Annotated in this window: 20 protein-coding genes; 2 read left to right on the top strand and 18 right to left on the bottom strand. The window is 61.6% G+C overall.

Annotation, left to right across the window (positions count from 1 at the left end; all coding sequences use genetic code 11):
* Positions 1-76 precede the first annotated feature (76 nt).
* Genes AC1MFL_RS13060 through pdhA form a run of 3 tightly spaced genes read right to left on the bottom strand, consistent with a single transcriptional unit; the run spans position 77 to position 3,878 of the window.
* The gene (locus tag AC1MFL_RS13060; RefSeq protein ID WP_479810304.1) at positions 77-1,516 is read right to left on the bottom strand and encodes a dihydrolipoamide acetyltransferase family protein; all 1,440 of its coding nucleotides are present in this window, start codon (positions 1,514-1,516) and stop codon (positions 77-79) included.
* Between the two features lie 2 nt (positions 1,517-1,518).
* Positions 1,519-2,631 (bottom strand): alpha-ketoacid dehydrogenase subunit beta, encoded by a 1,113-nt coding sequence (locus AC1MFL_RS13055; protein ID WP_479810302.1) that lies wholly within the window; start codon positions 2,629-2,631, stop codon positions 1,519-1,521.
* Entirely contained in the window at positions 2,628-3,878 is a 1,251-nt protein-coding gene (gene pdhA / locus AC1MFL_RS13050; protein ID WP_479810300.1) for a pyruvate dehydrogenase (acetyl-transferring) E1 component subunit alpha, read from the bottom strand. The genes AC1MFL_RS13055 and pdhA overlap by 4 nt, the downstream gene beginning before the upstream one ends.
* Before the next feature lie 159 nt (positions 3,879-4,037).
* Between pdhA and AC1MFL_RS13045 the strand changes: the two genes are divergently transcribed.
* Positions 4,038-4,502: an Lrp/AsnC family transcriptional regulator gene (locus AC1MFL_RS13045; RefSeq protein ID WP_479810298.1), complete on the top strand. Its 465-nt coding sequence runs from the start codon at positions 4,038-4,040 to the stop codon at positions 4,500-4,502.
* 235 nt (positions 4,503-4,737) lie between these two features.
* Positions 4,738-5,937, top strand: coding sequence for an IS110 family RNA-guided transposase (locus AC1MFL_RS13040; RefSeq protein WP_479810296.1), 1,200 nt, complete (start codon positions 4,738-4,740; stop codon positions 5,935-5,937).
* Between the two features lie 38 nt (positions 5,938-5,975).
* On the opposite strand, the gene AC1MFL_RS13035 is transcribed toward AC1MFL_RS13040, so the two are convergent.
* From AC1MFL_RS13035 to AC1MFL_RS12965, 15 genes are all read right to left on the bottom strand, one after another.
* On the bottom strand, positions 5,976-7,109 hold the full coding sequence (locus AC1MFL_RS13035) for a glycosyltransferase (protein WP_479810294.1): 1,134 nt from the start codon (positions 7,107-7,109) through the stop codon (positions 5,976-5,978).
* 44 nt (positions 7,110-7,153) lie between these two features.
* Complete coding sequence (locus AC1MFL_RS13030; protein ID WP_479810292.1) at positions 7,154-8,098, bottom strand: glycosyltransferase family 2 protein; 945 nt, start codon at positions 8,096-8,098, stop codon at positions 7,154-7,156.
* A complete protein-coding gene (locus AC1MFL_RS13025) occupies positions 8,095-9,213 on the bottom strand; it encodes an acyltransferase family protein (protein WP_479810290.1) in 1,119 nt (372 codons plus the stop codon). Before AC1MFL_RS13025 ends, AC1MFL_RS13030 begins: the two co-directional genes overlap by 4 nt.
* Entirely contained in the window at positions 9,210-10,268 is a 1,059-nt protein-coding gene (locus AC1MFL_RS13020) for a glycosyltransferase family 4 protein (RefSeq protein WP_479810288.1), read from the bottom strand. Before AC1MFL_RS13020 ends, AC1MFL_RS13025 begins: the two co-directional genes overlap by 4 nt.
* Positions 10,265-11,026 (bottom strand): O-antigen ligase family protein, encoded by a 762-nt coding sequence (locus tag AC1MFL_RS13015; RefSeq protein ID WP_479810286.1) that lies wholly within the window; start codon positions 11,024-11,026, stop codon positions 10,265-10,267. The genes AC1MFL_RS13020 and AC1MFL_RS13015 overlap by 4 nt, the downstream gene beginning before the upstream one ends.
* Positions 11,027-11,454: 428 nt before the next feature.
* Positions 11,455-12,522, bottom strand: a complete 1,068-nt coding sequence (locus AC1MFL_RS13010; protein ID WP_479810284.1) for a glycosyltransferase — start codon at positions 12,520-12,522, stop codon at positions 11,455-11,457.
* A 44-nt stretch (positions 12,523-12,566) separates the two neighbouring features.
* Entirely contained in the window at positions 12,567-14,810 is a 2,244-nt protein-coding gene (locus tag AC1MFL_RS13005) for an N-acetylneuraminate synthase family protein (RefSeq protein WP_479810282.1), read from the bottom strand.
* Positions 14,807-15,520 (bottom strand): acylneuraminate cytidylyltransferase family protein, encoded by a 714-nt coding sequence (locus AC1MFL_RS13000; protein WP_479810280.1) that lies wholly within the window; start codon positions 15,518-15,520, stop codon positions 14,807-14,809. Before AC1MFL_RS13000 ends, AC1MFL_RS13005 begins: the two co-directional genes overlap by 4 nt.
* Positions 15,517-16,536: an RNA-binding protein gene (locus AC1MFL_RS12995; RefSeq protein WP_479810279.1), complete on the bottom strand. Its 1,020-nt coding sequence runs from the start codon at positions 16,534-16,536 to the stop codon at positions 15,517-15,519. The genes AC1MFL_RS13000 and AC1MFL_RS12995 overlap by 4 nt, the downstream gene beginning before the upstream one ends.
* A gap of 8 nt (positions 16,537-16,544) precedes the next feature.
* A complete protein-coding gene (locus tag AC1MFL_RS12990; RefSeq protein WP_479810277.1) occupies positions 16,545-17,543 on the bottom strand; it encodes a CgeB family protein in 999 nt (332 codons plus the stop codon).
* Positions 17,540-18,604 carry an NAD-dependent epimerase/dehydratase family protein gene (locus AC1MFL_RS12985; protein WP_479810275.1) on the bottom strand — a complete coding sequence of 355 codons (1,065 nt, stop codon included), beginning with the start codon at positions 18,602-18,604 and terminating at the stop codon, positions 17,540-17,542. The genes AC1MFL_RS12990 and AC1MFL_RS12985 overlap by 4 nt, the downstream gene beginning before the upstream one ends.
* A gap of 35 nt (positions 18,605-18,639) precedes the next feature.
* On the bottom strand, positions 18,640-19,134 hold the full coding sequence (locus AC1MFL_RS12980) for an acyltransferase (protein ID WP_479810274.1): 495 nt from the start codon (positions 19,132-19,134) through the stop codon (positions 18,640-18,642).
* A 59-nt stretch (positions 19,135-19,193) separates the two neighbouring features.
* Complete coding sequence (locus tag AC1MFL_RS12975) at positions 19,194-20,099, bottom strand: glycosyltransferase family 2 protein (RefSeq protein ID WP_479810272.1); 906 nt, start codon at positions 20,097-20,099, stop codon at positions 19,194-19,196.
* On the bottom strand, positions 20,096-22,150 hold the full coding sequence (locus AC1MFL_RS12970; RefSeq protein ID WP_479810270.1) for a glycosyltransferase: 2,055 nt from the start codon (positions 22,148-22,150) through the stop codon (positions 20,096-20,098). Before AC1MFL_RS12970 ends, AC1MFL_RS12975 begins: the two co-directional genes overlap by 4 nt.
* A gap of 109 nt (positions 22,151-22,259) precedes the next feature.
* Complete coding sequence (locus AC1MFL_RS12965) at positions 22,260-24,050, bottom strand: ABC transporter ATP-binding protein (RefSeq protein ID WP_479810268.1); 1,791 nt, start codon at positions 24,048-24,050, stop codon at positions 22,260-22,262.
* Between the last annotated feature and the right edge of the window lie 84 nt (positions 24,051-24,134).

The raw sequence follows: 24,134 nt of genomic DNA, 5'->3' as shown, positions 1-24,134 counted from the left end.
CCCAGCGTGTGGGATTGCACGACTTGACGTAGCTCCGTGAAACTGGCCTGCCGGATGAGGGTGACTTCATCAGCCCTCACATGTCAGCCAACACCGACCCCGGGTTCTCGATCGCGTCGGCCACGTAGCGCAGGAATCCCCCGGCGGTGCCGCCGTCACAGACGCGGTGGTCGAAAGTGAGCGTCAGCTCGGTGACTTTGCGGACGGCGAGCTCGCCATTGACCACCCAGGGCTTGTCGATGATGCGCCCCACGCCAAGGATTCCAACTTCGGGGTGATTGATGATGGCGGCGGAGCCGTCCACCCCGAAGACGCCGTAGTTGTTCAGCGTGAAGGTGCCGCTGCCCAGTTCTGCCGGGCTGGCCTTGCCGTCGCGGACGACTGTGGTGAGCCGGCGGATTTCCGCGTCGAGTTCACGGGCGCTGAGTTTGTCAGCGTTCCGCACCGACGGCACCATCAGGCCGCGGTCGGTCTGGGCCGCGAAGCCGAGGTTGACCCCGTCGAAGGCCACAATCTCCTGCGAGGCTCCGCCGGTGGAATCCTCGGTAGTCACGATCCGGGTGTTCAGTTCAGGGAACTTCTTCAGCCCGGCGGTGACGAAGCGCGCGATGAAGGCCAGCAGGCCCGGGGCGTGGTGCGGGTCGGCCTTTTTCAGCGCTGCACGCATCTCCACCAGGGCGGTGGCGTCAACATCCACCCACACCGTGGCTTCCGGGATCTCGGAACGGCTGCGGGTCATGTTCGCTGCGACGGCCTTCCGGACGCCGCGGACGGCGGTCCGCCCGGTGATGCCCAGCCCGGTGCGGGCATCGGCGTCACCCGTGGTCGGAACTCGCGTGGTCTCGGCAGGTGCGGTCGGACGCTCTACCACCGCGGGCTTGATGACCGCCTCGACGTCGCGGCGCATGATTAGCCCGCTGGCCCCGGTCCCCTGGAGCTCGCCCAAGTCGACCCCGTGGTCCCGTGCCATCCGCCGGACCAGCGGGGAAATAACAGCCCCCAGCTTTCCGGGCACCCGGGTCCGCATCAGCAGCAGGTCATCCGCTGCCTTGTCGGCTGCAGACACCTGAGCCGCCGGCTCGGCCACGGCAGTTACGGCCGAGGACTTCCGGGGCCGGGTCCTGCGGGCAACCCCGTGCCCGCCCGGAGTCCCGTATCCGATCAGGACATTCCCCGAGCCGGCCTTTTCCTCCTCGCGGTACGCCTCCGCGGCGGCATCTTCGGCTTCGGCAGGCTCCACCGAAGGGGCAGCGGGCGCAACCGGAGGGGCACCGACCGGAGTCACGGAGATCAGCGGCTTCCCGACGTCGAGGGTCTGGCCGGGTTCGCCGTGCAGCACGGCAACGGTGCCGGCGTACGGGGAGGGCACCTCGACCATGGACTTGGCGGTTTCGACCTCGGCGATCGGCTGGTCGACACGGATTTCGTCGCCCACGGCCACCAGCCAGTTCACGAGTTCGGCTTCAGTGAGTCCCTCGCCGAGGTCCGGGAGGAGGAATACTTTCGGTTCGCTCATGGTCAGTCTTCCCACTGGAGGTCGTCAACGGCGTCGAGGATGCGGTCCACGCCGGGCAGGTAGTAGTGCTCGAGCTTCGGCGCCGGGTACGGGACATCGAAGCCCGTGACGCGGCGGATCGGTGCGGCCAGGTGGTGGAAACAGCGTTCCTGGACCCGGGCGACGATCTCGGAGGCCACCGAGGCGAAGCCGTGGGCCTCGGCGATGACGACGGCGCGGCCGGTCTTGCGGACCGAGGCGCAGACCGTCTCATCGTCGAACGGCACGATCGAGCGGACGTCGATCACTTCCAGCGACCGTCCCTCCTCGGCGGCCGCCGCGGCAGCTGCCAGCGCGGTGGGGACGGACGGGCCATAGGCGATGAGTGTCGCGTCGGTACCGGGTCGGGCAACGGCGGCGCGGCCCTCGGAGGAGGTCCCGCGTGCGGTGTTCTCGGCGTGCTCGACGCGGAGTGCGTCCAGGTCCACCTGATCCTTGGACCAGTAGAGCTTCTTGGGCTCCATGAACATCACCGGATCATCGGATTCGATGGCCTCGCGGAGCATCCGGTAGCCGTCGGCGACGGTGGCTGGGGTGAAGACCTTGAGCCCGGCGGTGTGGGCGTAGTAGGCCTCGGAGGAGTCGCAGTGGTGCTCCACTCCCCCGATCCCGCCGGCGTAGGGCACCCGGATGACCATGGGCAGCTTGACCGCGCCCTTGGTGCGGTTATGCATCTTGGCGACGTGGCTGACGATCTGTTCGAAGGCCGGGTAGGCGAAGGCGTCGAACTGCATCTCGATGACCGGGCGCATGCCGTTCATCGCCATGCCGACGGCCATGCCCACGATCCCGGACTCGGCAAGCGGGGTGTCGAAGCAGCGGCCTTGCCCGAAGGTCTTGGTGAGCCCGTCGGTGATCCGGAAGACCCCGCCGAGCATGCCGACGTCCTCGCCGAACACCAGGACCGAGGGGTCCGCGTGCATCGCGTCGGCCATGGCGGTATTCAACGCCTTGGCGAGGGTGATCGTCTGGGGGCCCGATTGCTCAGCCGCCGCAGCCGCCGTGGCGGCGGCGCGGGCGGTGGCGGCGCTGACGTTGCCGTTCGCCTCGGACGAGGAAGTGACGGTGGGGCTCATTTCGCGGCCTCCGTCTTCGAGGAGGCCTCGCGGGCGAGTTCGTCGGCGAGCATGGCGGACTGTTCCTTCAGCTGTGGGGTGGGGGTGGAGAAGACGTACTTGAAAAGATCCTGCGGCTCTACCGGGACTTCCTCGCTCAGGCCGTCGCGGAGCTGGGTGGCCACGGCTTCGGCCTTCTCGGCGATCCCAGCGGCGCGTTCGTCGTCGAGCAGTCCGCGGCCCGTCAGGTAGGACTTCATCCGGCTCAGCGGGTCCTTGGCGACCCATTCGGCGACTTCGCTGTCCTGGCGGTACCGGGTGGCGTCGTCGGCGTTGGTGTGGGCCTGCATGCGGTAGGTGTGGGCCTCCACCAGCAGCGGGCCGGAGCCTTCCCGGGCGAGCCGGACGGCGCGGCCCAGCACCGCGAGGAGGGCGACGATGTCGTTGCCGTCCACGCGTTCCCCTGCCATGCCGTACCCCACGGCCTTGTGGGCGAGCGATGGGGCGACGGACTGGTGCGCCAGCGGCACCGAGATCGCGTACTGGTTGTTCTGGACGAAGAACACGACCGGCAGGTGGAACACCGCGGCGAAGTTCAGCGCCTCGTGGAAGTCACCCTCGCTGGTGGCGCCGTCGCCGCACATGGCGAGGACGACGGTGTCCTCGCCGCGCAGCTTGGCGGCGTGGGCCACTCCGACACCGTGCAGCAGCTGCGTGGTCAACGGGGTGCACTGGATGCCGACCTTGTGCTTGGAGGGGTCATAGCCGCCGTGCCAGTCGCCGCGGAAGAGCGTCATGGTCTGGACCGGATCAACACCGCGGGCCATCACAGCCACGGAGTCGCGGTAGGTGGGGAACACCCAGTCGCCCTCGGACAGGCAGAGGGCGGCGGCGACCTGGCAGGCCTCCTGGCCGTGGCTGGACGGGTAGACGGCCATGCGGCCCTGCCGGACGAGGGCGGAGTTCTGGTCGTTGACGCGGCGTCCGACGACGAGCTGCTCGTAGGCGGCCATCAGTTCCCCGTCGCCGGGGAGGGTGTATTCGTGACCGGGCTGGGTGCCTTGTTCCGTGTGCGCATTCAGGGTGCCGTCCGGGCCGACCATCTGGATCTGGTGCCGGGCGGGCAGCATGTAGTCCTCGACGGTGATGCCGAACTTGCGGAAGGCCTCGCTGGCGGCGTCTTCCGGCGCACTGCCGGGTACCGCGGAGCCTGGTGTTGGGTCCTCGCTTGCCGGGTGCTGCGCAGTGTGGTCTGCGGAGATCGTCATTGGTCCGTCCTTCTGTAGCCACTATTCGTTTTAATTATGGCGCCGGACGATGTTTCGTATCCAGCTCCGGCGGAAATCGTGGAGAAATCCGGAAATCTACCCTAATCTGGAAGACGAATCGTAAGTATGATCTGGATTACCGGCGGGGGTTGTGGACGAATGGCAGAAGACGAGGCGGACCAGACGGCGGTGCCGCTGGATGACGTGGACCGGAACATCATTGCGGAGCTGACCCGGGACGGCCGGATGTCCGTCACTCAGGTAGCGGAGAACGTCCACATCTCGCGTGCCCACGCCTATACGCGGATTGCCCGGCTGACCGGTGAGGGCGTGCTAACAAAGTTCACGGCGCTGGTGGATCCGATCAAAGCCGGTCTAAAGTCCTCGGCCTACGTGACCCTGAAGGTGCGCCAGCATTCCTGGCGGGAGCTCCGCGAGCTGTTGCGCGCCATTCCGGAGGTGCACCACATCGCCCTAGTGGGCGGGGACTTCGATGTCATCCTGTTGGTGCGCGCCGTGGACAACATCGACCTGCGCCGAGTGATCTTTGACCAGCTGCAGTCCATGCCCGGTGTGCTGGACACACAGACGTTTCTGGTATTTGAGGATTTGGATACGCGGTAGCGAAGCCCGTTACATTTATTGGGTCCCCGATCGCCGGGGACATGGTCGCTGGACCCGGGATGACTTTCTCGCCCTGTCACTGATGATCCGGGGGGTGTTGTCGCCGGGTTCGGAGGCACTTGTTGACCGCTGATAGGGACACGGCCGGGCGGTAGCGCCCAGGTCTCTTTGTAACGTGGGTGCCGGCATCGGGTGTCGTGACTGCGGCCATATAATGGTGCAAAGGAGCGCCGGTATGGATGAGGGATTCGACGTTTACTGCGGACTCGATGTCGGCAAGAGCGACCACCACGCCACCGCGCTGAACCGCGCCGGCGAACGTCTCTTTGACAAGCCGCTGCCGCAGGACGAAGCCCGGCTGCGGGAGCTTTTCATGACGCTGCAGCAGCATGGGAACGTGCTGATGATCGTGGACCAGCCGAACACGATTGGCGCGCTGCCCGTGGCAGTGGCCCGGTACTGCGGCTGCGAAGTCGCCTATCTGCCGGGCCAGGCGATGCGCAAAGCGGCGGACCTGTATCCCGGGAAATCGAAGACTGATGCCCGGGACGCGTTCATCATCGCCGAGACAGCCCGGGCGATGCCGCACACCCTGCGCGCGGTCGATCGTGACAGCGAGGTGCTCTCGGCGCTGAAGGTGCTCTCCGGGTTTGATACGGATCTGACCCACGAATGCACACGGGCGATCAACCGGCTCCGGTCCCTGCTGCTGCAGATCTTCCCGGCCCTCGAGCGCGCCTTTCCCGGCACCGTCCTGACCCGTCCACTGGTCCTGGAACTGCTGATCAAATATGCGGGCCCGACCGGTCTTCGTGCCGCCGGACGAGGGAACGTGCTGCGCTGGGCCCGCAACCACAGCCGCAAAGACCCAACCGCGCTCATCGACGCCGTGTTCGCTGCCCTGGGCGAGCAAACGGTAACCGTCGCCGGAACCGAAGCCGTCGAACTCGTCATCCCGCGCGTCGCCGCCCAAATCAAGGAACTCAAACACCAGCGGACCATCGTGGCCGAAGAAGTCGAAAAGCTCCTGGACGACTTCCCTCTTTCCCAGGTCTTGATGTCCGTACCGGGAGTCGGCATCAAGACCGCAGCGACCATACTCCTGACCATCGGCGACGGGAGCAGCTTCCGCACCTCCGGCCACCTCGCCGCCTACGCCGGCATCGCACCGGTCACACGGCGCTCGGGTACCTCCATCCGCGGCGAATTCCCTGCCCGCTCCGGCAACAAAGAACTCAAGAACGCACTCTTCCGGTCCGCATGGATAGCCTCCTGCCACTACCCGCTCTCCAAGGCCTACTACGAGCGGAAACGCGCCGAAGGGAAGAAACACAACGCCGCCATCATCTGCCTCGCCCGGCGCCGCTGCGACGTCATCTTCGCGATGCTCAAGAACGGAACCCTCTTCCAAGAAAAGACTCCCCAAGCAGCTTGACTAAAAGCATAGGGACACCCCCCGACTTTTGATCGGAGCTAATTGACGGGGGCGTTCTTCCTGGCCATGGCGAAAACGTCCGCACGCAGCCGCTTGCGGAACCGTTGCTCCGAGAACTTCTCCACGTGGTCCCTGATTTCCTGCGGATCCCAGTCCTCCGCGCGGAAACCCCGGACAGCATCGCGAATGCACTCGGCTGTCGGTTCGGCGATGAAGGCGCCGGTGACGCCTTCCACGATGGTGTCCATGTAGCCGCCGGCTCGCAGCGCAATCGTGGGTTTGCCCCAGGCGCCGCCCTCGAGCGGGGTGATGCCGAAGTCTTCGTGGGAGGTGGCGATCACGGCCTTGGCCGAGGAGTAGGCCCAGCGCATTTCAGCCTCGCTCAAGTCTGAGGCGATCCGGACGTTGGCCGGGCAGGCGGCCAAAAGCTGGGCTGCGAGAGGGCCGGCGCCAATGATGAGCAGCCGCTCGTCGGAGCCACGGAAGGCTTCAATGGCCTGATCCACGTTCTTGTAGGGCAGCAGCCGGGAGACAACGAGGTAGTGTCCCCCCGCGCCCACAAAGTCCTCGAGCCCGCTGATCGCTTTCAGATCGCCGGCAGTATCTACACTGTGCGGGGGGTGAAAAATGTCGACGTCCATGCCATAGACGCTTTTGATCCGTGCCTGGACGACAGTCGAGTTCGCCACATACATGTCCGCACGAGCCGCAGCACGGCGATCCCACCGCCGGAGAGCTGGGGCGATCATTTTGACGGCAAGCGCCATGGGCGAGTGTATCTGGGCCTTGCCCAGATACTGCTCGGTCAGGTAAAGCCAACGCGCCGGTGAGTGGCAATAGACAAACATGCTTCCTGATGTCGTGAAGCCGTGCGCCCAGCCGCTGGACGAGGACAACACAATGTCCGCCGGAATTCTGAGCCCCGTCGATGCCGGAGCCAGCAGAGCCAGGGCAGCCCGGTGGTTCTTCCTGAAGTAGGGGATTCGGTTGAGCGACGATGTGACGATCTGGGCGTCCCCAAATTCCGGATAAGTGCCTTCAGGGTGATACAGCGTCGTGTAGATCTTCGCTTCCGGAAACGCCCGATGCATGGCAAGGACGACGCGTTCAGCGCCACCCTTCTGGGTCAAATAGTCATGCGCAATAGCCACGACCGGTTCGCGTCCAACCATTGTTCAGTTCCCCCCCGGGAGAGTTTTTGACGGGCCGGACTTCACTAGAAGCGGCTCCGAGCCCTCTCAGGATAACGGATGCCCGCAAGTCCGGCCGATTCCACAGCCAGAGCAATCAGTTTCTCCGCCACCGGCCGTGGTAGCGAGTCGGCCAGACGATCTATACCTGCTGACCAGGTTCGAATACTCCTTTCCGTCGCCACACTGCTGGCCGCCCACACGATACGCCCCCAAAGACCGCTGCCAGCTGGCTCCGGAAGAGCGTCACGCCCGTGGATTTCCAGAAAGGCGTCTCGTGCAGCGCCAGAGTGAAGGGCCCGCGCAGACCTGATGACGGTCGTTGTGGATGCTGCATGATGAACCGACATGAGTTCCGGGGCAATGACAATTGGAATGCCGGCCAGGTGAAGACGGTAGCCGTAGTCGACATCTTCCCAGCCATAAGCACGATAGCGCTCATCATAGCCACCCACGTCCTCGTGTACGTCACGTGTAACCGACACATTTGCAGACCAATGACGCCAATGAGTAATTGGTGAAGATGCCAACGCCTCTGCACGGTGCAATTCGTCAGTCTTGTTTCCATAGATGCGTGCATATGCTGTGGGGGGGAACCGGTTGGTCGTAAGACCCACGATTCCGTTTCGGGCGGTCCGATGTCGCTTGATATGGCCAGACACGAAATCCGGGCGCGGCTCCAAGTCGTCGTCGCTACGGATCAGGACATCGCCGCTTGATTCAGAAAAGCCGGCATTGAGGGCAGCCGAGCGACCACGGTTCTCCGGAAAAACAACCCAACGAAGCGGAAACGATGTCTCCTCGGAGGTCCGTCGCAGAAGGTCTTCAGAGTTATCAATATCCCCATCCAGCACCACGACCACTTCAAAGTCCGTGGTGTCTTGAAGGGAGAGCGCGTTGAGCAACACGGGGAGTCTCTGAGCTCCGCCCCGAGTCGGAACGACAATTGCGGCTCCGCGGGCTCCACTCATGGTTTACCTTCCTTCATTCGTGAATCAGAATCAGCCGCCGCGATACTGGGTGCCCGCCACGGTGCTGACAGCAAGCCTGGAACCTTGTTGAGCAACCCTGACAAGAGCAGTGGGATGAAAACGCTCACAACAGTACCCAGCACAACGTGGATTCCAGCTTCGTGGACCCCCAGTCTGAGAAGCAGAACCCGTGTTCCAGCAGCGAAAATGATGTGCAGCAAGAAGATTGGCATCGTATTCCGTCCAACCCATTGGAGCAAACGCAGTCGTATGCCGATCCGGTCGAGCAGGAGCACCAGACCTATGACTGCAGCTATACCTGTCAATGTGCCAGTGCCTCCCCAAACGACGCTGGCCACGGTCCGGGCGCTATCGAGTGACGAGGGCGTCGAGAAGTGGGGGACAGCCACAGTGAAGGCAAACAGGCAGCTCGACACAGCGACGATGACGGCCAAAGACGTCGTGTGGATCCGGCCCGCGATCCGGACAAACCGCTTATATGTCAGGGCGGCTCCCATTAGATAAACCCCGATGAGCGCTATACCGCGCTCGACCACAGTGGCTCCCTCGTACCCCCAAGCAACGAAACTCAGCGCAGCCACGACAAAGACGATGCCGTATCGGATCAAACCCCCATGCCAAGGGCGGATCATCAAGGCGACCGCCGTGCTTATGGCCAGCCAGGTAAGGAACCACAGATGACCAATTGGAGTCCACAAGTCAAGAACGGACTCGATGGACGTCTTATTGTTCCGAAGTGGATTCGCCACTAGCTCGAACCCGCCCTGTATGGCGGTCCACACCAAATAGAGCCAGAGGAGCGTGCCGATACGATCTGCCAAGAATGGCCAGCGAGAACGTCGTACCGCTGAGCCGCCCAACATCAGGCCTGATACGAAAGCAAAGAGCGGCACGTGAACCAGGTACAGGGCAGAATTCAAACCTCCAAACTTCGCGCCTTCGATTCCAGCGTCAGAGACGCCCACTTGGACATGGCCCAGAACAATCGCTGCCATCGCCAGACCGCGCGCGGCATCCAGGAAGCCGTCACGCCGTTCGGCCGACACAAGATTTTTGAAAGTTGTGCTGACAACCGCCCCTGTGTCCCTTCTCATAGCTGTCGCCCTAGCATTTGCAGGCTCTGGAGGAGGTCGGCCAAGCGTTTCCTGCCCGCCTCAGGGGACCACATCGCGCTCCATCGCTGATAGGCACGGTCGATCACCAACGGGTCACTCGTCGTCGATCGTCTGATTGCAAGTGCCAGGTCGTCGGCGTCACCCGCTCGGGAAATCCAAGGGTGCCGCTCTCCGACTACCTCGGGCAAGGCGCCGGCGTCGCTGACTACAACAGGTACACGTGCCGACATGGACTCGGCAACGACCAATCCGAAGGACTCCGGCCAGATCGACGGACAAACTAATATATCTATACGTCGAAAAAAGTCCGCTGGCTGGATCCATCCAGTCCTTTCGACAAGGCCACCCAGGCTCTCGAGCGCTGCCTCAACTGCGTTCCGCGAGGTGTCGCTGACAAATCGCGATTCCCCGCCCAACACCAGGCGATAGCGGCCAGGCGACTCTCGCTCCAAGATGTGAATTGCCTCGGCAAGGATTTCAACCCCTTTGTCGGTCGATGGTCTACCGAGGAATCCCAGCTTGACGGGTGACGATGGGTCCCTGTGAAGGGGCGCTTCATCGACTTCGCAGATGCCAGGCACCCAATTCTGCAGAACGGAGGATCCTGGAACTGCCGTTGCCGTGTCCGCTGAAGGGACCAGCGTGACCATTGAATGCCACCTCGCGATTTTGGCCAGAAGTCTCTGCTTACGTCGCGGACGCTGATGCAAGTGCACTATACGGTTGCGGTGGCAAGCGGTTGCCACCGCAGGCAGCAGCCCATTGCACCAGAGGACACCACTCCTGTGGCGGCGATCCCACCTGCGCAGGGCACGTAGGTACCTGACGCGTGTGTCCCCTTCGAGCACCACTGTGTCGAAGCCCCGGTCCCGGGCTGCGTCAACGAGTCCAGCGGGACTGTTCGGCCCTACAACCGTGACCGCTATCCCGAGACGCGTCAGTTCTTCTGCCAGGGCGAGCAACATAACCTCCCCGCCGCCAATATCACCATTATTCGCGGCGATGGACACCTTGTTGGCGTGCGCGATACTCATGTTTGGGCACTTCTGATTGAAGCAAAATGCCCAGCGCCCCGCGCATCGAGCAGGCCCTGGTTGACCGAATGCGTTCGCGTTCGAATCAAATAACGCATGGAGAGTCCTACGGCAAATGCCGCGGGCAGTGTCAGCAGGACTTCACCGAGATTCACTGCACATACGGCAACACCGATTAGGGCGGCCTCGTAGAAGTAGTTTCGGTGGATGCGGGGGAGCGAGAGAAGCCTGAGGAAGACTACTGCCAGTAGTGCGATGACGATGAGGAAGCCTATCCATCCGGCCTCAGCCCTGAGAGCTAAGTATGAGCTGTGGAAGAAAAAGGTCATGCCGTCCATCGAGACTTTGGCGGTGCCGGCCCCCTGACCAATGAGCGGATTCACAGCAACGTCCGCGAGCTCCACCTCATATATGCGCTGCCGGAGCAGATCACTCCCAGCGCGGTCAGCAAAGGCATCGGCAGCCAGGCTCTCAGACGCTGAGATTATCCAAAATAGCACCGAAGCGACGACTGGCAAGGAGATCCACGCACTGGCGAAGCGGCTGAGCACTACCCACAAAGTCATGATGACCAGGGCCAGTAACGAAGTCCGTGACTGCGTGAGCAAGACTCCAGCGGTGGCTACTGCCACCAAGCCGATCTGGTACTTGCGGCGTTCTACAGAGGGAAGTGCTAGTGCGGCAAAAACCACGACGAGAAACCCAGCCGAGTTCGGGTCACCCAGAGGGCCCGTCATTCGGCCGACATAGTTGCTCATTGGAAGCAATATGATGCCAATTGTCACTCCAACCGCTACAGCAAGGGCCAGGCCCCTCCCCACGGACCGCACGTTGAGCCTAGGACCAGCAAGAACAAGTATTACCACTGAATAGACAGCGATATTCAGTAGTCGCCGAACGTCCAGTGATCCGCTAGCAACTGACACTCCTGCCAGCCACGACGGTATGGCAAGCACAAGGAAGATAAACCAGCCCGGAAGAGCGTGCACTTCAAGCTTGGGCAGCCGCTGGGGCGCACTGAATGCGAAGAAAACAGACAGCACTGCCGCAACGGAGCTGACGGGAATGCCCAAACCAGGAAATGCAATTGCGTCCAAGAACATTGCGCAGAACAGGAACGTCACAAAGACGGAGTTCTTCGGGCCCCAAAAAGCCCCATTTACTCCGACAGAGCTCCTCCGACGCATCACGCCATTGCCCGGCTGTATACATCGCCAATACGTGTGGCCATGGAACGCACGTCCACCCTGTCGGGGATTGACTCCGAGCAGCTGATCGGGTGCTTTGGTTGCGCGCGGATGGCAAATGCGACTTCCGTCGCATCTCCCCAGCTGACCAGGCTTTGCGGCGGAAGGATCTCCGGGTTCCCGCCTACTGCGGTAGCTACTACGCTGAGTCCTGCACTGACGGCATCCAGAATCGTGTAGGAGCAATTCTCCCAGACCGACAGCTGCACCACAACGTCGGCGCCGGCCATAGCTTTGATAGGGTCCACGTAGCCGACGAAGTCTACGGCCCCGGACAGCCCAAGCTGCGCCGACAAACTTTCCAGAGACTTGCGCTCCGGCCCATCACCCGCAATAGCCAACTTGGCAGTGGGCTCGGACGCTTGCACCAAGGCGAACGCCCGTAGCAACACGTCCAGTCCCTTTTCGGGTGCCAGCCGGGACAGCGAGAGGACCCTCAAACCAGACCTGTCACTCTCCAGTAAACCAGTGGCAGCCCGCATCGCCTCGACCTGCCGCCTCACATCTGCGGCGTCGACGCCGTTCGGGATGACCGCTATGTCCTGCTTCGGCTTCCATTTGGTGAGCATGGCATCGCGGGTGGCTTTCGAGACGGCAATGACTGCGTTCGCGCGCCGGAGCCGGACGCGATGCATCAGGGCCTTGAGCCGGGATTTCCAGACTGAGCCATGGTATACAGCATCGTTGCGCGCTATGCCGTGCTCCGTGGTGACGAGCCTGGTCTTCAGACCGAAGACCGCGGCTGCCGCCACGACGTCGGCGTAGGCCAGGTGCGAATGCACGACGTCGGGGCGGAGCCGCAGGATGTTTGTCCGGAGTGTTGCCACGGAGGTGGCAAACCCTGCCGCCGGCCCGAATGGCGCGGCGATCACTGCGCTGCCGAGCTCACGGAGCCGCTCGGCCAGGGGCCCTTCGGGGCACAGAACGACCATGCGCCAAGCGGGCAGGCCGACACGGGCCACGTCCAGGACATGCCGCGCCACCCCACCCAGATCGGAAACCGGCACTACCCAGAGAGCGGTACGGTTCGGGCCCATGCCCGGCGACGGAGTCAGAACCACTTTTCCAGCCGGTCCAGCGCGGTCCAGAATCCTTCGCCACTGTCGACATGGCCCTGCCAGATCTCCGGGATGAACGGGGCGTCCGGGGTGAGCCGGTCGAGCTGGTCGGCCAGTGCCGCCCAATCGACTTCGCCTTCGCCCACCTGGACGCCCTCCCCGTCGACACCAGTGGCGTCCACCAGGTGAAGGTGGATGGTGTGGGGTGCCATCAGCTCCACGGCCTCGGAGAACGGCATGCCGAGGTAGTTTGCCGCCAGCTTCGAGTGTGAAACGTCCAGGCAGAGCTTCGTGCCCGTGGCCGCGGCGAATTCCGCCGTGTCCTTCGGGTCCAGGAACAGGTTGTGGAACTGCTGGCCGCCCATGAGCCAGGGGTACGGGGGGAGGGTCTGCGCCGCGATCCGCACGCCCGTGGTGTCCAGGCGCTTCAGGGCGTCGTGGACCCTCGCGTACATGGCCGGACGCTCGGTGGGTGCCACGTGCTTGTCCTCGGTGAATCCCCCCATGGTGACGACCATGATCGGATCATCATCCGCAGTGAACCATTTCTTCAGCGAACGCGTGATGTCGATGGTCCGCTGGACCTCGACGATGGAACGCTCCCAGATCCGCTCGTCCATTGAGGCCAGGTCCACCAGGAAATCGCCCGCAAAGAGGTCGGGAAGGTGGGTCGTGAACCCCATCTCCAGCCGCTCCTGGAATACGGAATCGATGTCAATCTCCAGGTCCTTGTAGGAGAAGTGAAACTCCAGGAAGTCCGGGGTGCAGTCCTCGATGAGGGCGGCGTGGTCGTGGTACCGGACCGGCAGGCCCCAGGGGCGGCCGAAGTCGAAGTCGCGGCCGGTGGGAACCTCATCCGTCAGGTCGCCGGCGAAGAAGAAGTCACCCCCCACGAAGTCACGCCGCATGGTCCTGCCCAGCAGAAGCGGCAAGGCGTTCGGCTGCAGTCCGCGGCCGGGGCTCTTCACCACCACGTCCTCAGCGCTCAGCACCTGGCCCTTGGCCACGGGGCGGGCCGCCACAAGCGACTTGGCGAGAGTCACTCGGTTCATCATCTCGCCGGTGGACACCTCACGCGGCATGCTCTCGCCGATGGATTCCTCCACCTCACGGATACGTTGGACCATCTGCGCGAACTCGTCCGGCAGGAGCGAGACCTTGTGGTCATTTCCCTCCATGGAGGTGTCCACGGTGAAATGCTTCTCAATGATGCGGGCGCCACGCGCCACGGCGGCAACGGGCACGTGGTAGCCACGCTCATGTCCGGAGTAGCCGACGACGCATTCGCCGATCTCCGCGAGCCGGTCCATGTACGCCAGGTTGACGTCCTTGAAGGGCGCCGGGTAGGTGGACTGGCAGTGCAGCATGGCGAAACTCGCTCCCAGACCCCGCATCAATGCCGCCGTCTGGCGGATCTCGTCTTCCCGGGACATGCCGGTGCTCAGGATCAGCGGCAGGCCACGGCTTCCGGCGTCGTTCAGCAGCTCGTGGTTCGTCAGGTCGGCAGAGGCGATCTTTAGGGCGGGAATCCCATAGTCCACCAGCACCTGCACGCTGGGTGAGTCCCACGGTGTGCACATGACGTCGATACCGTGCTGCTTGCAGTGGTCGAACACCTCGACGAGGCTGTCCGCGGGCAGGGAGACACGGGAGAGCAGGTCGAGTGTGTACTGCGCGCCGAGGTCTTCTCCCGCGCTGGAGCCGCCTGACTGGCGGTAGAGGGCTTCCATGTCACGCAGCTGGAACTTCACCGCGTCCGCTCCGGCATCGGCCGCCAGATCTACCAGCCTCTTGGCGAGATCCACCGAGCCGTTGTGGTTGTTGCCGATCTCGGCGATGACAAACGCCGGGTTGCCCGCTCCGATTTCGTGCCGGCCGATCCGCAGTACATCGGCCCGGTCAATGGCGATTGCCATCAGGTGGCCTCGCTGGTCGACAAGCGGAAGGTGGCTCACGCCGCGGGTCAGGAAGGCGCTGAATTCTGCCGGGTTGGTGGTGTGCCGTGCGGTGCGGACCTTTCGGTTGGCCACGGACAGGCAGGGCGTCGTCAGATCCGCTGCCGAGTTTTCCACGATCCAGCGGCGGAAGTCGCCGTCGGACAGGGAACCCTGGAGCACGCCGTGCTCATCCACGCAGAAAACGATTCGCTCCTGGTTGGCAGAGATCTTCTGCAGCCCGGTAAGAATCGGGTCTTCCGAAAAGACAATGTAGGGTTTGATATTGCGTTCGACGATCATCTGCGCGGTTCCTCTTCCGTGCCCATTTCCTTCTGGAAGCGGAGCATTTGCTGTTGGGCAACCGAGAGGTCCAGCTCTGTGTCTACGTCGATGCCTTCCCCCTCGGCCATAACGAACAGTCCAATGCGGCCGCCGAGGCGGTTGTCGTGCTGTTCGTAGATGTCGGTCCGAGTCACGTAGAGGGACCCGGTTTCCCGGTAGCGGAAATCGCTCTCACGGAGGTCCTGGCGACGCGGCCGACTCCCAACAGTGTAGTCGGCCGTGGGTGGCTCCCCCATCGTCCACAAGAACGGCGTTTGGGGCACAACCCCGACCATCGAATCCACCCCCGTGGCGCGGAACTGGTCCACAGCCCGGTCCAGGGTTCCGCGGAACCGTAGTGGCGAGGTCGCCTGCAGCAGCATCACGGCGTCCGGCCGTTGCCCCTGAGACGTCCTGAAGTTGATGGCGTGGCGGACGACAGGTTCAGTGGCGGTCTCGTCGCGGGCCAGTTCGGCGGGCCTGATGAAGGGGACATCGGCGCCCGCTGCCCGTGCGACGTCTGCGATCTCAAGGTCGTCGGTGGAGACCAGCACGTCGAGGCCGCTCGCTGCGGCGAGTGCCTGTTCGATCGTCCACACGACCAGGGGTTTGCCGCCGACGTCACGAAGGTTCTTCCGTGGGATGCCCTTTGATCCGCCGCGGACCGGTATAACGCAAAGTATGTTCATGAGGGGCCTCCGATAAGTTCTTCGAGAATTCGGGCTATGGCCAATGCCGGCTCGACATCGGGGCGGGCCGGTGCGGGGGTCGGCTCACCTCCCCAGCGGGACATTCCGTATCGCTCCCAGAATTCCTCTAGCCATCGTGGTGGGCGGACGTAAGTGACCCAGGACGGGATACCACGCGCGGCGGCCTCCATGACACCTGTGGAAAAAACTGAAACAACCGGGGCCGTGACATCGACCAAAGGCATGCCGGAACGGTCGATACTTATGCCGCGTCTTTCCCACCACGCGTGCTGACTGCGTGAAAGCTTGTCGGTCTCGGATGGATGCGGCCTGTAGGTGGCGCCCGTCGCGAGACAAAACGAAGAAGCCGCCCGGCCGAGACCCACCCTGGGCAACTCTGCACCGTGAAGCTGGCCCAGAAACATCGGCAGTTCCGTCAGGCTCTGGGTTGGCGCAGGCCGTTGGGCTGCCTCCCACAGAAGTTGCGACCCGACGTCGTCGAAGGTCACATCCTGCCGTCCGTCGGACCAGTATTCGGCGTCGGCCACGCTGAACGCGAGTAGGTGGCCACCTTCGGGAAGCGGAGGTGCATGTGGTGTCACGAGGCCATGTTGAACAACCAGAAATCGGGCGCCCAGCGACATGGACCAATTGTGCGCCGCCGCTCCTGCTGGCAAGTAGTTTCCGGCAGCCAGCATTGCACGGACTGCTTTCAGGGATTCAGGGATGGCCTCGCCGTGGTCCACACGCGTTGTCTGCCAGCCGCTGCCGGGAAGCAAGTGAGATACATCAGCTGGCGCCAGCACCGCAATGTCCGTGTCGGGCAGGAATCCGAGCGGGCGCATGTAGGCCGCAATGGACGTGGGTTTGGTTGAATCAAGGACGACGAGAAGCCGGGGAAACGTGCCTCGGACCGACAGGAAAAGAGCAGTTTCATCCAACCCACTGAGCATCCCCTTGATTCGACGAACCGGGGATTGGGAACTTTGCCAGCGGTGCCATTTGGCCAGATCCACAGGATGATTTAGTCCCACATTTCCTCCAAGATTGCGACCCGGTGGTCGAAGGTATGTTCAGCGAGCGTCCGACGCCGGCCTGCCACTCGTATGTTCTCAGCCCACGAGGTATCGATGAGAGCACGTCGGGAAAGGTCCGCTAGTTCTTCTCCATTTCTGAAGACCAGTGTTTCCGTTCCGACATCGTAGTACTGATCAACGTCCGGCCTGTCGACGAGTTGCAGCGCCCCAACACCGGGGGCCTCAAAGGTTCTCATAGTAAACCCGTCCTGGTCCCCGTGGAGATTGAGCGTGGCAGGAGAGCCGGCCATGACGCCATAGGCGCTTTCGCGCGTGAGGTCAGGGCCTGTCGGGATGCCTGCATCCTTAAATTGCCTTGTTCGTACGACATCCAGCCAGTGACGCGACCACGTGCGTCCGTAGGCTTTGACTGGCAGTCCCTGTTCCCTGAGGCCGCGCAGAACCTTCTCTCGGGACGCGTAACGGGCTCCTACAAAAGAGACCTCGTTCCGGCGCTTGTGATTGAACGTAAGCCGGTGGTCGTATGCCAAAGGCAAATGGGCAGCAGAAACGCCCCAGTTGGCCATTGTCAACGTATCCACTGGGCTGTAGCTGGCAACGGGCCCAATGTCGGCGAGTAGGTCCTTTGTGTAACGCATCCTCCGCAACTCGTCATAGAGCCAGGTGACTCGTGCCGCTCCAGAACGGGTTAACTCATTCCACCACTCAGGTCCGAGCTGGTCTCCCTTGATAACTATGACTACGTCTGGTCGCACATCCCTCAGCTTCTGGGCTGCCCTGCGCGTCAGAATTTCCGCCGCCGTGGACCAACGGAGCTGCTCCGGAAGGTCGTGGAGTAGCTTGTTTGCCATCCGCTCTGGCAGATTCCGCGGCACGTCGTAGCAGTGGGTTATGACTTCGTGACCTCGGGACTGAAGTGCCGAGGAAATCGATTTCCAGTACCCGTGAAAGCCGGGGCTTACAAGCAGGATGCGCCGAGCGATCATTCAATGAGCCCCTTGGCCTCAAGGTCTGCCAAGGCGTCGTCCCACGTCCTTGACTCCGCGCCGTCCGCTTTCCACGAGGATTTGATGAAGTCCGCAATGGCCATTTGGGTTGTCCATTGAGGGAGTGGCGCGCCAATCTCGGTGACGCGACGCAGATCAGCACAGGCGTGGTCGATGTCACCGGTCCGCTTAACGTCGACGTGGACAATCTCAACCTCTACGCCGGGCGCCGCATCGATCGAATATTGAGCAAGCTGGTCCAGGGTGGTTCGAACGCCAGTCCCGCAATTAAGGATGCGCACTGGTTCGCTAGCCTCTGGTGAATTCTCCAGGCACCAACGGATCAACGCGGCCAAGTCTTCCACATGGACGAAATCCCGCGTCTGCGAACCGTCGCCATAGATGGACAGTTCGCGCCCTTCCTTCAGCCTTGCAAGAAATGCTGCCAGAACCCCGGTATAGGGATTATGGAGAGCTTGTCCACGGCCGATAACATTCTGCGGTCGGACGACCGTTGCTCCTGTTTGGCCACTGACGACACCGGCCAGAGCGGCCTCGCCGTCGGATTTGGTCTCCCCATAAACAGACAGAGGGAGATGCGGATCATCTTCGTGGGACGGAGCCAGCGTTCCAGAGTGCCCGCCATCGAGACCTTCGGGGAGCTCTCCAGCGTCGACTAGGACGGGGCCCTCACCGTATACTGCCCGCGAACTGAGCGAGACGATCGATGACTTCCACCGAACTGCAGCCTCAGCAGCGAGTCTGGTGCCCTCGACATTTACTCGCCGGTAATGGTCTTGCTCATACATAGACTGGGCTGTGCCCGTTTCCGCCGCGAGGTGAACGATGGCGTCGTGACGTGGCACGGATTTCCACGTGTCTGCTTCGGCAACGTCACCGCGAAGAACCTCGCCCGGGAACCGTTGGACTGATTCGTCGGGGCTCTGGTGAACCTGGGCATCCAACGTGTCCAGGGCCGTCACTTCGTGACCGGCGTCTACGAGTAGCTTTGCGAGGTGCTGGCCAATGAAGCCAGCACCGCCAGTGATCAAGATTTTCATTGCATCCTCATGGTCTTCTTTTCCCGATGCCCGTCCTATGGCCGTTCGCTTTGCAAGCCAGATATGATGCGCGCAGGCACACCAGCGGCTGTCATACCGGCAGGGACATCTCTAGTAACGACGGCACCGGCGCCTATCGTGGCACCGTCCCCGATGGTGACTCCACCCAAGACGACCGATCGCTGGCCCACGAAGCAGCCTTGGCCGATCTTGATTTCCCCAGTTCCTTCGACGCGCATGGCGTCTTCCGTTATATGTTTACCGGAATTGATCAGAACACCGTCCGCGATCATCGTGCCGGCGCCGATTGTGATGTTATCAACTGCATGAACATGGACGCTGTGCCCCATGTACACGTCATCGCCCACCGTGAGCGTCGAGTTCTGTTCAGTCGCTAGCCACGTTCCTTCATAAACTGCACAGCGTGCGCCGAGCCAAATACGCTCCACACCGCGCAAAACCAGAGGCTTGACGATAACCGTTCCTGGCCCGATGAAGTCAAATGCCTTGCTGTAGATGAGTTTTGTCATGACTTGACCCAGGCGCCAACGAACCGATGGCGCAGATTGCGTCAACACAGCTGCCCAGTTCATTTGCTTGACCCCAAGTAGCTCAGCTCCTGCCTAAACGTTGCGAGAGCATCGATTTGCCGCCCAGCCAATTGCCTGCCGGCGTTCACCGCCAAGTTCACGAGTGAAGCAGCGGCAAGCGCGGCACGGAGCACCTTGGGGTTGCCCCACTTCTTGGCGTAAATGAATCTGGATGTTACGAGCCAGTGACGCCTCCTCTCCGGATCGGAGGAGCCGCCTCCTTCGTGCGTGACGCTGACTGTCCCCAGGAAGATGGAGGGGACACCGATCTCACGAAGTCGCCGTTGCAGGTCGACTTCCTCACTGTTCATGAAGAATTCCTCATCGAAACCGCCAACCGCGCGGAAGGGCTCGACTGGGATTAGCATCGCCGCCCCCACAACCCAGTCGACGGGCACAACTGCGCCAGTGACGCAGCGCGTGTCGTGGCCGACGGCCTCGTGCAAGGACTTTTCATGACGGAAACGTGCCAAAGGCGTCAGCCACTCAACTACCTGCTGCCCCGGTGTGGGGAAATGGCGCCCCACCCACTGGGGGGACCCATCATGGCCCAAGACTTGTGGACTCAGCACTGCCGGCTGCCAAGGGTCGGCGGCTGCAAGGAGATCACTCACGAGGGTCGTTGATATTTCGAGATCACTGTTCAGCACAAGCGCAAATTCACTTTCGACAGCTGTTATCCCCGAGTTCACCGCTGATCCGAAGCCGCCATTTTGACTGCGTCGGATAACCTCTACACCCTCGACGTGGGGGAACTCTTCAGGTGAAGCGTCGTCTACGACAATTATCTGGAGATCATGCAGCCCTCGCTGACCCTTCACTGAATCGAGGAGTTCCAGCGTGGGGGTGGGGTCGCCGTAGTGGGGTATCACGACGCCAACGGACGTAGATGACTGGGACTTCACTGTTGTTTCTCCATAAGCTGTCTCGCCGGCACCTTGCCGAGTAGACGATAAGTTATGTGCCCGGCGACAACACCAGCAGACCAGCCGAGGCTCAAGGCGTGATTGCGTCTTGTGGTCGCGGACAACAAGAGCGGTGCCAGCAGAGTTTGGGATGCTAGGTTTCGAAGGCTTTGCTTAAAGGAAACAGGACTCAAGGGCTGCTCCCTGGCGAATCGGGTCCAAAGCAGCATGGATGATTTCGCATAATAGAATTTTTGCCGAGCAGCGCCCGAGCTGTCCGGCCGTTGGTGGTAGTCCAACAGTGCGCTTGGGCACCAACCGATGGCGAAGCCAGCCAGTTGCAGGCGCCAGCAGAAGTCGGCTTCTTCATGGCCAGCAGGGTAAGAACTGTCGAATCCACCGACACTCGTAAACGCGTCTTTTCGCACCCCACAGGCACCTCCAAGTGCGTAGGGCAAAAACCCGAATATAGAGTTGAGGCTTTTGCTGGCCTCCGATCGCTGCTGAACCTCGCGCGACGACGTGGCATATTTCATCCGGACGGCGCCTCCTACGATGCTGTGTTCATCCAGAGCGGCGGCGAGAGCCTCCACCCAGTGACTATCGACGACGTCATCGGAGTCGCAGAACAGGATTTTGGCAGCACCCGCCGCGCGCGCGCCTTCGTTGCGAGCGTGAGACACTCCGCGCCTTTGCCCTGAATCCACGATAAGGAACGCGGAAAAGCGATTCTTCCACTGAGCCGCAACTTCGCGCGTCGCGTCTGTGGATCCGTTGTCCGAAATGATAACTTCAAAGGACCGTTCAGTCTCCTGATCAGCTAGCGCTCTCAGCTGATGATCCAATGTGCCCGCACCATTATAGACCGGGATGACGACACTGACTTCCGGTGGGCGATCCGGATAAGCATTTCTCAAAACGACACAGCCTCGCGGTCCAGTAGAGCGACTATATACTCGTCCCACGGTGTCCTCGAACTTATCCCAGCTGTAATAGGCGCGTGCAGTCGTGCGCGTATTGGTGGCCTGCAACCTCGCACTCTGAGGGTCGAGAAGCACCTGGGTTACTGACGTCGCAAATTCCTTGGCGCCGCCGTGCACACCTGCAAACCACGAGATGTCGCCGATCCCCTCTGCGCCAACGGGGGTGGTAACAACGGGCACTCCCGCAAGGATTGCCTCCACGACCTTGAACTTCACGCCGGCCCCTAAGTGCAGCGGTGCGATAGCCACGGAAGAGCTGGAGTACAGCGGCTTGAGATCCTCCACGAAACCTAACAGCTCGATCCCCGTACGATCGACGACGTCGTGAATTTTAGGGCTAGCGCCAGCCCCGACAATGCGCAAACGAGCATGCGGAACTCGAGCCTTGATCAGGGGCAAGACATCTTCAATGAACCAGAGGAGTCCTTGTTCATTTTCCCAGCGCGCAAGATTCCCGACGAAGAGAATCTCCGGCGAAATTGAAGTCGGAATGTCCAGGCTGCGTTCATCGGTCGTCAGCGGTGGCACGACGACCTCGATCTGGGCGGCGCCACCCGGGAGGAGGCCTGCATCCTTCTCGCTTAAGACGACCACTGTGTCCGCTCGCTGCATGATCTTCTTCTCGGCGCTCAGGGCGCGTCGGACCGCCCAGTCCCAGCGCAGGTAGCGAGCAAATGAACCAGATTCATTTCGCGCTCTTACAAAGCGCTGTGAAACCACATCATGGAAGGTGCAGACGATACGGGCGCCGGGGTTAACCCGGCGTAAGAAAGGAATAAGTGTCCCCATCTCTTCCCATTGAAGATCAATGACATCCGCATCCTTTACTGCCTGCAGGATGTCGGGATCGTTTTTCAGCGACCGTACGAATGATCCATGGACACGCACTGGCCGCAAAATGTTAATCCAAAATTCGGCCCGTTCTGAGATTCGTCGGTTTGTAATCACGGGTTGACTGCTGACCAACTTGTGCGTAGCAGTTCTGCCTAGTTCCAGGGCACGCCGCGCGGCCTTTCCATCCTGTGCCAGAGCAACGAACGAATAATGCTTCTGAACTGCTTCGGACACGGCATAAATGTAAAGGCTCCCAGCGTTGTCGGCGGGGAACGCCGGGACAACGGGCGTCAGCATAACCAGTGAGTGGAGCCTCGGATGACTCTGCACATTCTCGGCCATGCTAAGCAAGCCGCCCGAGAGCCACCAAATGGGAAAAGTCAGCGTTTGCATTCTCGACCTCTTCAAACGAGCCTTCTGAAGCGATTCGTCCTTCGGACATGAATACAACCTTGTCAGCCCGTCTGACCGTTGAGAGACGGTGTGCTACTAGAACGATGGTCATCTGGCCGCTGAGCGCGTCGATCGTCTCGGAAATCTTCTTCTCGGTTGCGTTGTCGAGTGCGGACGTGGCCTCATCAAGAACCAGCACCTGAGGCCGCCGGTAAAGCGCACGTGCGATGCCCACCCGCTGGCGCTGGCCACCGGAAAGGCGAACGCCCCTCTCGCCCAAGCGCGTCTCCAATCCCTCTGGTAGCTCCTGCAACAGGGAGCTCAGCTGCGCCAGTTCGATGGCTTCCTTCAGCCGCTCGAAATCGACATCGCTAGAACGCCGGCCAAAGGCAATATTGTTCGCCAGGGTGTCATCCAAAAGGAATACGTCCTGCGGTACAACACCAAGGGTGCTATACCAGCCGGGCAAGTCCTGGAAAATGTCCTTGTCTCCGCACCGGACAGTGCCTGAAGCCGGACGGAGGAGGCCCAGAAGGACATCCAGTAAAGTGCTCTTCCCAGCGCCGCTTGCTCCAACAAAGGCCGTCGTCTTTCCTTGCTCGATCCGCGTAGACACGGCGGCGAGCACGGGCTCCACAGCGTCATCGAAACTGAAGGTCACGGAGTCGAAAATGATGTCCCCTGAAAAACTGTCACCAATTGACGGTTGCGCCTCAGGGGGAAGCACGTCCCTGCTCAATGATTCGACTTCCCTGCTAAGGATTTCCAGACCAACTCGGCCGGCTCGGATTCCACCAACAGTTGCGACGACACGGTTGAGCGTCGGTAGCATACGCGTTGCCGCAGCAGCGAAAACGCCCAATGTTGACAAGGCTACCTCCGGGCTCGTTGTTGCAAACAAAATACCGGCAATGCTGCAAATGCCTACGACGAATCCTATTTCGAGCACATATTTTGGAAGCTCAGATATCAAGGACGCTGACCGATTTGCGTGCGCCCTAGTGAACTTAGCCTTCCCGAATTTTTCAACGAAGTGCTCTGCACTGGACGTGAGTCGCGATTCACGAAAAGCATTCAACCCGGGCATCAGTGCCGTCCACGCATCAAGGTCGGTCTCAGCAATCGTTAGTCCGATCTCTCGGTGCCTTGATTTGAGCGCAGACTGTATTCCCCAACCCAAGGCGGAAAAGAATACTGCCGTGAACACAGCCACAAGCGGTGACAGCACAATCAGCACTAGGCCAACGGCAACCAAAGTCAGTACGTCGGCTAGAAGCCCAACGAGGCCGAGTACGACCTGGCCAAAGGTTTGCGGGACCGCAGACGAAATATTTCGGTAGACCTCCGAGAGGTTCCGAGTCCGGTGTTCTGCGTAGGGTGCCGATACGTACCGGCGCATTAGCTCCGTAGATGCCTCGGCTTCCAATTTCGTCGTATGCCCGAGCAGCCACCACCGAAAACTTGCAGTGACGGCGCTTTTCGCAACGAAGGCAAGACCGACGGATCCAGCGACGGCCAAAATGAGACGCTGCGGGTCATTCGTTCCTATGACGCCCGAAATCCAACCTAGAAGGCCGGTGTTGGGATTCGCCCCGGTCATCAACTGCATCAGCGGGAGCATGGCGGCCACCCCGAGCGTATCTAGTCCCGCAAGGATGCACGAGCCAACGACTGCCAGACTCATCCACCCGCGGATAGGACCATGGATAAGCGCGCGCACAGTCTTGAGTTCAGCGATCATTGAAATCCCCCAGGTACGGTTGCTCATCATTTCCGCGTGAGCGTCGCCAAGCCACCGAGAGCACCGGTGGAGCACGCCGATCCT

This window comes from Arthrobacter sp. BG3, assembly GCF_056680185.1.
The sequence above is the reverse complement of the archived record's forward strand: the minus strand, read 5'-3'. Positions and strand labels throughout refer to the sequence as shown.

Coding starts and splice junctions, on each gene's coding strand:
- AC1MFL_RS13060 (WP_479810304.1), bottom strand. CDS start 1,516: ATGAGCGAACCGAAAGTATTCCTCCTCCCGGACCTCGGCGAGGGACTC.
- AC1MFL_RS13055 (WP_479810302.1), bottom strand. CDS start 2,631: ATGAGCCCCACCGTCACTTCCTCGTCCGAGGCGAACGGCAACGTCAGC.
- pdhA (WP_479810300.1), bottom strand. CDS start 3,878: ATGACGATCTCCGCAGACCACACTGCGCAGCACCCGGCAAGCGAGGAC.
- AC1MFL_RS13045 (WP_479810298.1), top strand. CDS start 4,038: ATGGCAGAAGACGAGGCGGACCAGACGGCGGTGCCGCTGGATGACGTG.
- AC1MFL_RS13040 (WP_479810296.1), top strand. CDS start 4,738: ATGGATGAGGGATTCGACGTTTACTGCGGACTCGATGTCGGCAAGAGC.
- AC1MFL_RS13035 (WP_479810294.1), bottom strand. CDS start 7,109: ATGGTTGGACGCGAACCGGTCGTGGCTATTGCGCATGACTATTTGACC.
- AC1MFL_RS13030 (WP_479810292.1), bottom strand. CDS start 8,098: ATGAGTGGAGCCCGCGGAGCCGCAATTGTCGTTCCGACTCGGGGCGGA.
- AC1MFL_RS13025 (WP_479810290.1), bottom strand. CDS start 9,213: ATGAGAAGGGACACAGGGGCGGTTGTCAGCACAACTTTCAAAAATCTT.
- AC1MFL_RS13020 (WP_479810288.1), bottom strand. CDS start 10,268: ATGAGTATCGCGCACGCCAACAAGGTGTCCATCGCCGCGAATAATGGT.
- AC1MFL_RS13015 (WP_479810286.1), bottom strand. CDS start 11,026: ATGAGCAACTATGTCGGCCGAATGACGGGCCCTCTGGGTGACCCGAAC.
- AC1MFL_RS13005 (WP_479810282.1), bottom strand. CDS start 14,810: ATGATCGTCGAACGCAATATCAAACCCTACATTGTCTTTTCGGAAGAC.
- AC1MFL_RS13000 (WP_479810280.1), bottom strand. CDS start 15,520: ATGAACATACTTTGCGTTATACCGGTCCGCGGCGGATCAAAGGGCATC.
- AC1MFL_RS12990 (WP_479810277.1), bottom strand. CDS start 17,543: ATGATCGCTCGGCGCATCCTGCTTGTAAGCCCCGGCTTTCACGGGTAC.
- AC1MFL_RS12985 (WP_479810275.1), bottom strand. CDS start 18,604: ATGAAAATCTTGATCACTGGCGGTGCTGGCTTCATTGGCCAGCACCTC.
- AC1MFL_RS12980 (WP_479810274.1), bottom strand. CDS start 19,134: ATGACAAAACTCATCTACAGCAAGGCATTTGACTTCATCGGGCCAGGA.
- AC1MFL_RS12965 (WP_479810268.1), bottom strand. CDS start 24,050: ATGATCGCTGAACTCAAGACTGTGCGCGCGCTTATCCATGGTCCTATC.